Annotated in this window: 11 protein-coding genes; 7 read left to right on the top strand and 4 right to left on the bottom strand. The window is 54.2% G+C overall.

What is annotated here, in order from left to right:
- Positions 1 to 62 precede the first annotated feature (62 nt).
- On the bottom strand, positions 63 to 1,037 hold the full coding sequence (gene hemB / locus A6013_RS14335) for a porphobilinogen synthase (RefSeq protein ID WP_045259875.1): 975 nt from the start codon (positions 1,035 to 1,037) through the stop codon (positions 63 to 65).
- Positions 1,038 to 1,482: 445 nt separating this feature from the next.
- Between hemB and A6013_RS14330 the strand changes: the two genes are divergently transcribed.
- A complete protein-coding gene (locus A6013_RS14330) occupies positions 1,483 to 4,257 on the top strand; it encodes an autotransporter outer membrane beta-barrel domain-containing protein (RefSeq protein ID WP_069733294.1) in 2,775 nt (924 codons plus the stop codon).
- A gap of 89 nt (positions 4,258 to 4,346) precedes the next feature.
- Positions 4,347 to 4,973 carry a helix-turn-helix domain-containing protein gene (locus A6013_RS14325; protein WP_028012114.1) on the top strand — a complete coding sequence of 209 codons (627 nt, stop codon included), beginning with the start codon at positions 4,347 to 4,349 and terminating at the stop codon, positions 4,971 to 4,973.
- A 2-nt stretch (positions 4,974 to 4,975) separates the two neighbouring features.
- Here the strand turns inward: A6013_RS14325 and ampH are convergent, their stop codons facing one another.
- Entirely contained in the window at positions 4,976 to 6,136 is a 1,161-nt protein-coding gene (gene ampH / locus A6013_RS14320; protein WP_041911111.1) for a D-alanyl-D-alanine-carboxypeptidase/endopeptidase AmpH, read from the bottom strand.
- A 204-nt stretch (positions 6,137 to 6,340) separates the two neighbouring features.
- Here ampH and A6013_RS14315 point away from each other — a divergent pair, with 204 nt between their 5' ends.
- The 3 genes from A6013_RS14315 (at position 6,341) to A6013_RS14305 (ending at position 9,321) form a co-directional block, all read left to right on the top strand.
- The gene (locus A6013_RS14315; protein ID WP_069733293.1) at positions 6,341 to 6,874 is read left to right on the top strand and encodes an isochorismatase family protein; all 534 of its coding nucleotides are present in this window, start codon (positions 6,341 to 6,343) and stop codon (positions 6,872 to 6,874) included.
- Between the two features lie 114 nt (positions 6,875 to 6,988).
- Positions 6,989 to 8,209: a peptide antibiotic transporter SbmA gene (sbmA, locus tag A6013_RS14310; protein WP_028012117.1), complete on the top strand. Its 1,221-nt coding sequence runs from the start codon at positions 6,989 to 6,991 to the stop codon at positions 8,207 to 8,209.
- A gap of 14 nt (positions 8,210 to 8,223) precedes the next feature.
- Entirely contained in the window at positions 8,224 to 9,321 is a 1,098-nt protein-coding gene (locus A6013_RS14305) for a DUF1615 domain-containing protein (protein ID WP_069733292.1), read from the top strand.
- Here the strand turns inward: A6013_RS14305 and A6013_RS14300 are convergent.
- Positions 9,318 to 9,617: a DUF2755 family protein gene (locus tag A6013_RS14300; RefSeq protein ID WP_014882725.1), complete on the bottom strand. Its 300-nt coding sequence runs from the start codon at positions 9,615 to 9,617 to the stop codon at positions 9,318 to 9,320. The two genes, A6013_RS14305 and A6013_RS14300, sit on opposite strands and share 4 nt — an antisense overlap.
- A 249-nt stretch (positions 9,618 to 9,866) precedes the next feature.
- On the opposite strand from A6013_RS14300, the gene A6013_RS14295 reads away from it, so the two are divergent.
- Complete coding sequence (locus A6013_RS14295; RefSeq protein ID WP_028012119.1) at positions 9,867 to 10,097, top strand: DUF2754 domain-containing protein; 231 nt, start codon at positions 9,867 to 9,869, stop codon at positions 10,095 to 10,097.
- Here A6013_RS14295 and ddlA read toward each other — a convergent pair.
- Positions 10,094 to 11,194: a D-alanine--D-alanine ligase gene (ddlA, locus tag A6013_RS14290; protein WP_048959628.1), complete on the bottom strand. Its 1,101-nt coding sequence runs from the start codon at positions 11,192 to 11,194 to the stop codon at positions 10,094 to 10,096. The two genes, A6013_RS14295 and ddlA, sit on opposite strands and share 4 nt — an antisense overlap.
- A gap of 103 nt (positions 11,195 to 11,297) precedes the next feature.
- On the opposite strand from ddlA, the gene A6013_RS14285 reads away from it, so the two are divergent.
- Positions 11,298 to 11,981 carry an extensin family protein gene (locus A6013_RS14285; RefSeq protein ID WP_069733291.1) on the top strand — a complete coding sequence of 228 codons (684 nt, stop codon included), beginning with the start codon at positions 11,298 to 11,300 and terminating at the stop codon, positions 11,979 to 11,981.
- Positions 11,982 to 12,092: the final 111 nt, after the last annotated feature.

The raw sequence follows: 12,092 nt of genomic DNA, 5'->3' as shown, positions 1-12,092 counted from the left end.
CCTGCCGTCTTGCGAAGACAGTAGAAGGAGCAGATGTCGGTTGTATTGCAGTTTGGTGAAGATTAGCGGAGGATTTTTTTCTCGGCCAGATCCAGCGCGAAGTAGCTGAAGATCAGATCCGCGCCCGCGCGTTTGATCGCGCCCAGGCTTTCGAGGATCACTTTCTCTTCGTCGATGGCACCGGCCAGCGCGGCGAATTTGATCATCGCGTATTCACCACTCACCTGGTATGCCCCCAGCGGCAGTTCGGTGCGCTCGCGGATGTCGCGCAGAATATCGAGATAGGCGCCAGCCGGTTTCACCATCAGGCAGTCTGCGCCCTGGGCTTCATCAAGCAGGGATTCACGAATCGCTTCCCGGCGGTTAAGCGGGTTCATCTGGTAGGTCTTACGATCGCCCTTCAGCGCCGTACCCGCTGCTTCACGGAACGGACCGTAGAAGGAGGAGGCAAACTTGGTGGAGTAGGACATGATGGCGGTGTCGGTAAAACCTGCCGCGTCCAGCGCCTGACGGATCGCCTGAACCTGTCCGTCCATCGCCGCAGACGGCGCGATGAAGTCCGCACCCGCAGCGGCAGCCACGACCGCCTGCTTGCCGAGGTTCAGCAGGGTAGCATCGTTGTCCACGCCGTGATCGCACAGCACGCCGCAGTGCCCGTGGGAGGTATATTCGCAGAAGCAGGTGTCGGACATGACCACCATTTCTGGCACGGTATCTTTGCAGATGCGGGACATGCGGGCCACGAGGCCATCTTCTTTCCATGCATCGCTGCCGGTGGCGTCGGTATGGTGGGAGATGCCGAAGGTCATCACCGAGCGGATCCCCGCGTTGGCAATGCGTTCAATCTCGCGGGCCAGGTATTTTTCAGGAATGCGCATCACGCCCGGCATGGCTTCGATGGCTTTGTAGTCATCAATCTCTTCTTCAACAAAAATCGGCAACACCAGATCGTTTAAGCTCAGTGTTGTCTCTTCAAACATGGCGCGCAGTGCGGGTGACTTACGCAGGCGGCGGGGACGTGCAATTAAATCGGTCATGGTATGCCTGATGTTTGTGGAACAAAGAAGGTTAGTGTACCTCAAAGTGAAGTGAGGTGTTTTACTAAAGTGGGCATTTTGATACCGATTAATGCGGCCTGTCTATGATTGCCACTGAATTATATATAATTAACTAATCCTGCGGAATGTCGGTTCGAATTATTGATGTTAATTCTATTACGAAGGGAATGTATAAATAAAAATGATCTGTTTATAAAACTTATATCACCTTTGCTTGTTTAGTTTATTTTGACTTTTTCTTTATAGTATTTATATTTAGCGCTCTTTTTCTCTCGTTTTACATCTGCTGATTGTCTGGATACGGACTTAAATGAATCATTCATTGAACCTTTTCTGAATGAAACTGCATAATTCACTCCGCAATTAAACATTGCTAATTGATTTACGGACAAACATGCTTACGTCCCTGAGGAGGGATGACCCAATGCAAACATGGAAAAAGAAACTGGTTGTATCTCAACTTGCATTAGCTTGTACGCTGGCTATCGCTTCTCAGGCTAATGCGAAAGATATTTCCGGTACGACATATAATACTTTTGGATATGATAATACCGCATCTACGCCGTGGTATTATGGCTACGCAGATTGGGATTACTCGGATGCCACCCATGATGGTGACATTTATCCGGTCATCAATAAATCAACCGTAAACGGTGTTATTTCGACTTACTATCTGGATGATGGGGTCAATGGCCGTGCGAACGCGTTGAGTATTTCTAACAGCACCATTAACGGCATGATCACGTCAGAGTGTATGACCACGACGTGTGCAGATGGCGTGGATACTGACGGCACCAGCCATGCCCAGTACGATCGTTTTAGCCTGACCGTTGATAACTCCACCATCAACGATGCCTACGAGCATTACGCGTATGATGTCGTCAATGGCGAGAATACTGAAACGCATTATCTGGACACCTATGGTCTGGGTAACGCAATTACCCTGGACGTTGAATCTGATATCGTTATTCAGAACAACTCCCACGTCGCGGGTATCACGCTGACGCAGGGTTATCAGGAACTGGATAACACACCATACGACGGCGTTGAAGGCGTTGCTAACAGCGGCAATGTCTTTACCGATACGCTGGTGGTGAAAGACTCCGTGCTGACCTCTGGTGCGTACAGCGATCTGGGCACCAACGGGTTCTACGGTCAAACGGCGAAGCCGAGCGACTACGGTGAAACCAACGCCTCGGCTGCGGATGATGCGGCGCTGATCGTTGCGGCCGGCGCGTCTGATAACGCCATGCAGACCACCGCTACCTTCGATCACTCTACCGTAACGGGTGACATTCTTTTCTCCAGCACCTTTGATAACAACTTCTACGAGAATGGCGATCCGGCAACGGATACCACTGAAGATGGTGTCTATAACCCAACCACCAACGGCTGGGACGGTACCGATACACTGGATGTAACGCTGACCAACGGCAGCAAGTGGGTCGGTGCAGCGCAGTCCAGCGTTGAAGCTATCGGCACTGCGCAGATGTATGGCCAGGGCTACAGCAACGTTGACTGGCACGCTCTGTCCCCGAACAGCATCTGGCCTGATTCTACCTTCGACAGCAACGGTCACGTTGCCGGTGAAGAGGTGTACCAAAGCGGCCTGTTCAATGTGGCGCTGGATAACGGTTCCGAGTGGGATACCCGCAAGGTCTCCAACATTGATGCGCTGACGGTGAACAACCAGTCTCAGGTCAATGTTGAAAACTCCGGCCTGCTGGCGGATTCAATCACCCTGACCAATGCTTCAACCATGAATATTGGCGACAGCGGAGCCGTGGCAACCGACAGCCTGTATCTGGACAGCTATAGCCGTGCGGCACTGACTGAAGAGACAGCAGAGCTGTATGCCAACACCATTACCGTAGACAACGGTGCCGAGCTGGCGCTGGGTCTGGGTCAGGTTGATACGCACAATATGGTACTGACCGATGGCGGCGTGCTCAACGTTGCCAGCCGCGATTATGTGCTGAACAGTGATCTGAACAACGCACGCTATATCACCAACGATCGCTACAACGCGGAGTATGACTACGGTGTTGTCGCGCTGAACTCCGACGGCCATCTGGCGGTGAACGGTGACGTTGCCGGTAACTACAAGGTGCGCATCGACGATGCAACCGGCGCTGGTTCAGTTGCCGACTACAAAAACAAAGAGATCGTTCGCGTCTACGACAATAACCCAGATACCGCAGCCAGCTTTACTGCTGCAAACAAAGCTGATTTAGGTGCTTACACCTATCAGGCGCAGCAGGAGGGTGACACCGTTGTTCTCCAGCAGAAAGAGCTGACTGACTACGCCAACATGGCGCTGAGCATTCCTTCTGCCAACACCAATATCTGGAATCTCCAGCAGGATACCGTGGGTACGCGTCTGACCAACAGCCGTCATGGCCTGGCAGACAACGGCGGAGCGTGGGTGAGCTATTTCGGCGGCAATTTTGACGCGGATAACGGCACCGTCAGCTACGATCAGGACGTAAGCGGCATTATGGTCGGTCTGGACACGCAGATTGACGGTAATAATGCGAAGTGGATCGTCGGTGGTGCAGCTGGTTTTGCGAAAGGCGATATCAGCGATCGTACGGGTCAGGTCGATCAGGACAGCCAGACTGCGATGATCTACGCGTCTGCGACGTTTGCGAACAACGTCTTCCTCGACAGCTCACTGAACTACACCCGCTTTAACAATGACCTCTCTGCAACCATGAGCAACGGTCAGTATGTTGACGGTGACACCACCTCTGACGCTGTTGGCTTCGGGATGAAGCTGGGCTATGACTGGAAACCAAACCTGTCAGGCTACATCACTCCTTACGCGGCGGTATCTGGCCTGTTCCAGTCAGGCGACGACTACCAGCTGAGCAACGATATGCGTATCGATGGTCAGTCTTACGACAGCATGCGTTATGAACTTGGCCTGGATGCGGGTTATACCTTCAACTACGGCGGCGAACAGGCGCTGACCCCGTACTTCAAGCTGGCTTACGTCTATGACGATGCTGACAATAATGCTGATATCAACTCTGACAGCATTGATAACGGCGTCGAAGGCTCTGCGGTTCGCGTGGGGCTGGGCACTCAGTTCAGCTTCACCAAAAACTTCAGTGCTTACACCGATGCGACTTATCTGGGCGGCGGCGACGTTGACCAGAACTGGGGAGCAAACCTGGGTGTGAAATATACCTGGTAAATAGAAAGCGCGGGGGATATTTTCCCCCGCTTTTTTATATGGTTTAAAAATAATAAAGAACCGACAGATACAGATGCTTTGAGGTATGCATGAACGTTAATGCGAAACCACTTTCTGAATTAAGCCGGCTCGCAAAATGTCTGGAAGTCGCCGGTACCCCCTTTAAGATCGAACCACAGCAATTAATAACAACCGGCAATAATGATGATGAGCCATTTACTTTTGTAATACAGTCTGGTCTTACCGCTATCCATCGTAAATCTGATGAACTTCTGATGGGCATTGCGCAGGCACCTTTTATCTATGGTTTGAATGCATGGATAAATGATAGTTATCTGGAATATTCCATGATGACACACACAACCTGTTCTGGATTTTATTTACCGGTCTCTGCCACGCGTCAACTTATTCAGCAAAATCATCTCTGGCAGGATGCTTTCTGCTGGGTGTCATGGATTAACCATATTCTGGGCAAGCGTGACCTGCAGCTGGTGGGAAATAACTCTTATAGTCAGATCCGGGCGATGTTGATCAATATGGCCGAGTGGGATGACTCGCTGCGCTCAAAAATTGGCGTTATGAATCATATTCAGCGTAGCACACGTATTTCACGTTCGGTCGTTGCAGAAGTCCTGGCTGCGCTGCGTCAGGGGAACTACATCAATATGAGCCGGGGCAAGCTGGTCAGCATCAACCGCTTGCCCACGGAATATTAAGATCAGTTAGACGCAGTAAGCACCTGGGCTTTATTGGCGCTCAGTTCGGCCACCAGGTTATTGATGCCGTCACTCATATTAACGAAGCGCGTGTTCGGAGAACGGGTGACTACCACAAACGCGCCCACGTTGGACTGCGGAATCATTGCCATGTAGGTAATGAATCCGCCGCCGCCGCCGGTTTTCTGAATGATGCCCGGGCGACCATTTTTCGGTGCCATATAGACCCAGCCCAGGCCGAGCGCATCGGCTTTACCCGGCACGTCCATCCCGATGACGCGATGCAGCTGAGTACGCTGATAGATAAGAGTCTGCATACGATCGGCCTGGCTGCTGCGGGAGTAAAAATCCGAAGAAAGGAACTGCTGCATCCAGCGCATCATGTCGCCAGGGGTGGAATAGACCCCGCCGCTGCCCACGGCCGCCAGCGTGTTGTTACAGGGGCTTGCGCCTTTCTCTGCCACCATCAGGCGTTTGCACTGGTCCGGGGAAGGGGTAAAGGTGGTGTCTTTCATGCCCAGCGGACGCGTGATCTGCTCTTCAAACAGCTGCGGGTAAGGTTTGCCCGCCGCCGTTGAAAGCGCATCCGCCAGCAGATCGAACGCCAGGTTCGAGTAAGAGGCCTGCGAGCCCGGGGCGGATTTCAGCGTGGCGGTGCTCAGGTAGTTCCAGCGCTGTTGGCGCGTTGGCCAGACAAAAACGTCGCGGTGCGCCGCGCCGCCCGGCTGCTCGCGCGGCAGAGCGCTGGTGTGCGTCGCGAGGTTCACCAGGCGAATTGGCGTGCCCTGATACGTCGGCACGCGGGCACCCGGCGGGGCGTATTTGCTGAGCGGATCGTCGAGCTTTACCACGCCCTGGTCGAGCAGCTTCACCAGCATTTCGCTGGTCATCAGCTTGGTTAAGGACGCGACGCGCACAACGGAATCCAGCTGCGGACGAACGTTATTACCTGGACGCGTTTCACCAAAGCTGCGGAAAACGCGCTGGTTGCCGTCGATGACCACCATTGCCATCCCGGTCGCGCCGCTGCCGTAATAGATCAGGTTCGCGTAGCGATCGGCAATATCGGAAGCCAAAACGGGCGCCGTCAGCGGCTGGGCTGCCTGGGCGGTGGAGAAGCTCACCGCACACAGCGCGGCAAAAGAGAGCAGACAACGTTTCAACGAAAAGCATCCATGAAGTGAATGAGGAAAGTAATGGGTATTTATACTACTAATCGGCACCGTGCAATGCCCCGAATAGCATAACCATAGCGAGAAAAACGTAACCATGGGTAAATATGAAGAATTTCCCTGCGAGCGCTCTCCCATTTTGTGACATCGGGCTTATGATAGGCACCAGTGTTACTCAATCTTGCGGAGAACGGTATGTCTGAAAAGCGTGTGGTAATGGTGGTTGATATGCAGAACGGGGTGTTTGAAACCCCGCGTCATCAGCGCGAGACGTGTGTCTCTCTGATCAACCAGCTTACGCAGGCTGCCGACACGGTGATTTTTATTCAGCATGCCGAGGCCAGGGGGCTGGAAGAGGGAAGTGACGGGTTTGCGTTGCTGCCTGAACTCCATCAACCTGCTGGCGCGCTGTACGTGACCAAAACCGCCTGCGATGCCTTCTATAACACCGGGCTTGAAGCGCTGTTAGGCGAGCAGGGCATTCGCGAGTTTGTCATCTGCGGCTGCGCCACCGATTACTGCGTTGACGCCACGGTCAAGAATGGCGTCAGCCGGGGTTACCACATTACCGTGGCGGAAGATGCCCACACCACCGCCAACCGCCCGGCTGCTGAAGCACAGATCCTGATTCACCACCACAACGACGTCTGGCGAAACTTCATTGCGCCGGCGAACCCTGTCGCGGTGAAACGCACCGAAACAATTCTCGAAAACTGGAAAGCGAACTAATAATCAACCCACGGGTCTGACCTTTTTGCCCGAGCCGGGGTCCGGCTCGGGCAAGGTATTCGTGTGGTAATGTGTTGAGCACAGCAACAACCATAACAACAAGAAGGAAGTATCATGTTTAAGTCTTTTTTCCCAAAGCCGGGGCCTTTTTTCCTGTCGGCATTTATTTGGGCACTGATCGCAGTCGTGTTCTGGCTGGCGGGCGGCGGTGCATGGCTGACGCGCATCGTGGGGGCGACAGGCGAGGTGCCGATTAGCGCGGCGCGCTTCTGGTCGTTCAGCTATCTGCTGTTTTATGCCTATTACGCGCTTTGCGTCGGGCTATTTGCGCTGTTCTGGTTTAATTATTCCCCTCATCGCTGGCAGACGTGGTCCATTCTCGGAACGTCGCTGATTATTTTTGTCACCTGGTTTCTGGTCGAAGTGAGCGTAGCCATTAACGCGTGGTATGCCCCGTTCTACGATCTCATCCAGAAAGCACTTAGCGCCCCTAACAGGGTGCCAATTGGCGAGCTTTATAATCAGTTAAAAATTTTTATGGGCATTGCGATGATTGCTGTCACCGTGGCGGTGCTGAATAATTTCTTCGTCAGCCATTACGTCTTCCGCTGGCGTACGGCGATGAACGAATTCTACATGACCCACTGGGAGCGTCTGCGCCATATTGAAGGTGCTGCTCAGCGTGTTCAGGAAGACACCATGCGTTTTGCGTCAACGCTTGAGGATATGGGCGTCAGCCTGCTTAATGCCATCCTGAAACTGTTTGCGTTCTTACCGATTCTGGTCGCGCTTTCTCCACATATTTCAGCATTGCCGATTGTCGGACATTTACCGTACGGCCTGCTCATCCCGGCGCTGATTTGGTCGCTTATGGGCACAGGCCTGCTTGCCGTCGTCGGGATTAAGCTGCCGGGCTTAGAGTTTAAGAATCAGCGTGTGGAAGCGGCCTATCGTAAGGAGCTGGTCTACGGAGAGGACGACCCAACGCGCGCTGCGCCCCCGACGATAAAAGAGCTGTTCCGCAACGTCCGTTTCAACTATTTCCGGCTCTATTTCCACTACATGTATTTCAATATTGCCCGTATTTTCTATCTGCAGGTCGATACTGTTTTTGGACTATTCCTGTTGTTCCCGTCTATTGTTGCGGGAACAATCACGCTGGGCTTACTGACCCAGATTACCAACGTGTTCGATCAGGTCAGAAACTCGTTCCAGTATCTGATCAACTCCTGGACCACGCTGGTGGAGCTGATGTCCATCTACAAACGTCTGCGCAGCTTTGAACATGAGCTGGACGATCGGGACCTGCAGGAAGTCACCAACACATTTAGCTAATACAGGGAGTTGCTATGTCTTTTGCCGTACCGCGTGCGTTACCGCTGTCCTTGCTGGCTGCCCTCGTTCTGGCGGGCTGTGCCGAAAAAGGGGCTGCTCCGCTTAAAAAGGGCGAGAAGCCCGTGGATGTCGCAAGCGTTGTGCGGCAAAAAATGCCCGCCAGCGTGAAGGATCGAAATGCGTGGGCGGATGCGCTGGCAAAAACCTTTGAAAGCCAGAAGATTGCCCCAACCGAGGAGAATATCTGCTCGGTGCTGGCGGTGGCGCAGCAGGAGTCGATGTACCAGTCAGACCCGGTGGTGCCGGGTCTCAACAAAATTGCCTGGAAAGAGATCGACCGCCGCGCGGAATCGATGCATATCCCGGTATTCCTCGTGCATACCGCGCTGAAAATCACCTCGCCAAACGGCAAAAGCTACAGCGAGCGGCTGGACACGGTGAAAACCGAAAAACAGCTCAGCGCCATCTTTGATGATTTCATTAACATGGTGCCGATGGGGCAGAAACTGTTTGGCTCACTGAATCCGGTTCACACCGGCGGCCCGATGCAGGTGAGCATTGCGTTTGCCGAGAAGCATACCGACGGCTACCCGTGGGAAATTGACGGTACGGTGCGTCAGGAGGTCTTCTCCCTGCGCGGCGGGCTATGGTTCGGCACGTATCATCTGCTGAACTATCCGGCGAACTACAGCGAGCCCTTGTACCGCTTCGCAGACTTTAACGCGGGCTGGTATGCCAGCCGTAACGCGGCGTTTCAGAGCGCGGTTAGCCGCGCAAGCGGCGTCAAGCTGGCGCTGGACGGCGATCTTATCGCCTACGGCAGCAGCGAGGCGGGAAGCACCGAGCGGGCGATCCGGAAATTATCGACAACGCTTGATATGAGCAACAGCGACATTCGCCGTCAGCTTGAGAAAGGCGACAGCCTGGCATTTGAGAAAACGGATCTCTACAAGAAAATGTTTGCGCTTGCCGATAAGAAGAGTGGGAAAACGTTGCCGAGGGCAATTCTGCCGGGGATTCAGCTGGAAAGCCCGAAGATCACGCGTAACCTGACCACCGCCTGGTTCGCAAAACGCGTGGACGATCGCCGGGCTCGCTGTATGGGGCTTTAATGGCGACGACGAAAGCGCAGGACGAGCGCGACAACGCCTAAAATCATACACCCCGCGAGGAAGGGAACGAGGCCAAACAGCGTGCTCACGCCAAACCCGATTTCAACCCGCGGGCGTCCGTTATCCTGCACCTGCATCAGGTGTTCATAAACGCCCGGCGCGTGCACCAGCATATTAAGCAGCTGGGAGCCAGCCCAGAAGCAGAACAGGACAAACAGGGCATACGCGATATTACCCGCCGTGGAGGTTTTTGGTTTGCCGCCAAAAATCGGTTTCGACAATGTAAAGTCAGCCATGTTGACCTCCCGAAATATCACTCTGTTTTAATACGCGTCTTACGGGGTGAGTTTGACAGGTCATCGCATTTGTCAATATCAGAATCGTGGTAATTTTCGCTCAGGATTTCTCCTGGATTGTTGATTTCTGCAGCATGTCACAATTTGTTAACTTAAATGAAACTGCACCGCATTTCAGAATTTCCGCATCTGCCACAGACCTGGCGGTGAAACTGTGAGAGGATGTCTTTTTTTCCTGCCGGAGTTGTTATGAAGCTCACGTCCAAACTTCGCCGTGACTGGCACTACTACGCCTTTGCTATCGGGCTGATCTTTATTCTTAACGGCGTCGTGGGGCTGTTGGGATTTGAAGCAAAAGGCTGGCAAACCTATGCCGTGGGCTTGGTGACCTGGGTAATCAGTTTCTGGCTGGCAGGGCTGATAATCCGCCGCCGTCCGGAAGAGACGACAGCGGAGGAGACCGCTAAGGGTGCCGATTAGCCGTTAACGGAACTTTTCAGGGCGCTGTCGGCGGCATGACGCTCCAGCGCCAGCTCGATCAGGCGGGTGATCAGCTCAGAGTAGCCAAGCCCGCTGGCCTGCCACAGTTTAGGATACATGCTGATATTGGTGAAACCCGGCAGCGTGTTGATTTCATTGATCACCACCTCGTTCTCCGGCGTCAGGAACACGTCCACGCGCGCCATGCCGCTGCAGCCGAGCGTCTGATAGGCCTGAATGGCGATCGCCCGGATCTTATCGTTAATGGCCGGATCGATATCCGCAGGAACAACAACCTGGGCGCCTTTATCATCAATGTACTTGGTGTCGTACGAGTAGAAGTCGCTGTTTAAGACCACTTCACCGCAGGTGCTGGCCTGTGGGAAATCGTTGCCCAGCACCGCGCACTCAATTTCGCGGCCTTTGATCCCCTGCTCAACCACCACTTTATGGTCGAACTCGAATGCCAGACGGACGGCTTGCGTGAACTCTGCTTCGGTGGTGACTTTGCTGACGCCCACGGAGGAGCCCTGGTTGGCTGGCTTCACAAACAGCGGCAGACCCAGTTCAGTGCTAATTTGCGCGAAGCTGTGTTTGTCGCGGTTGGCGCGGGTGAGCGTCACGAACGGCGCGATATTCAGCCCGGCATCGCGCAGCAGGCGTTTGGTGACGTCTTTGTCCATGCAGGCGGCGGAGCCCAGCACGTCCGAGCCCACGAACGGCAGGTTGGCCATGCGTAACATTCCCTGCAGGGAACCGTCTTCGCCGAGGGTGCCGTGCACGATGGGGAAGACTACGTCGATCTGGGCGAGAGCCTGCGCGTTGCCTGCGTCGATGAGCTGACCCTTCACGACGCCGGGTACGGTGGCGACGCTAATTTCCGAAGGATTAAGGGCGATGTGTGCCGGATCGTGGGCATTCAGCAGATACTGGCTGGCATCGTTAACATGCCACTGGCCCTGTTTATCAATGCCCAGCAGCACCACGTCGAAACGGCTTTTATCGATCGCATCAACGATATTTTTAGCCGATTGCAATGACACCTCGTGCTCCGCTGATTTTCCCCCAAAGACAATACCTACGCGCTGCTTTGCCATCTCACTCTCTTCCAGTCTGACGAAAAGCCAATAACATACCACGATGCCCTGCGGGTTTCGCGGCCTTCTGCCATAATGTTTTGGGGAACAGTGAGGGGGGAGAGTGAAAGGAAAAACGCTGCTGACCATTTTCATCCTTGGGGCAATCGCAACGGCGGGCTATCGCTGGCTGCCGTCTTACTACAACCCTTTCACGCCGCTGAACCTGGACGACCCGCCTGGCCGCATTACCCAGTATAAACTGCGGCACTTAACGCGCGAAGCCTGCGCGAGCCTGTTAGCGCAGGCTAATCAAAAAAAACTGATCCGCACGCAGGCGGTCGCTGACAGCGGCGGGGAATGCCCGCTGAACAACGTCGTGCGCGTGCGTGACTTTGGCCCGGTGAGCCTGAACGGCAGTTTTCTTGCCAGCTGTCCGCTGGCGCTCAGCTCAGCCCTGTTTGTCAGCCAGCAGGCCCGGCCCCTGACTAAACGCTTTACCGGCAGTGAACTGACGCGCATTGAGCACCTCGGCAGCTTTGCCTGCCGCAATATCTACCACCGGCCCGATGCGCGGCGCAGCGAGCATGCCACGGCAGAGGCGCTGGATATCGCCGCTTTTCGGCTGGCGAACGGAGAGCGCGTTACGGTACTTAACGGCTGGAAATCGGCAAAAACGCAGCCCTGGCTGAAGGCTCTGCTGGCGGCAAGCTGCGGTTACTACGGAAACGGTCTTGGGCCGGAATATAACGCGGCGCACGCCAGCCATTTTCATCTGGGAATGCGCGGCTTTGGTCTCTGCCGCTGAAGCATAATCTTCCGCCAGAAAATGGATGAATTGTGACTTATTTCACAAATATGATGACTGGGAAGATAAAACACCAAAGTCAGCGAGGCCGCATCTCTGGTGCGACGTTAA

It is taken from the genome of Enterobacter sp. IF2SW-B1 (genome assembly GCF_001743375.1).
Lineage (GTDB): Bacteria > Pseudomonadota > Gammaproteobacteria > Enterobacterales > Enterobacteriaceae > Enterobacter > Enterobacter bugandensis.
This window is presented reverse-complemented; position numbering and strand designations above follow the sequence as displayed.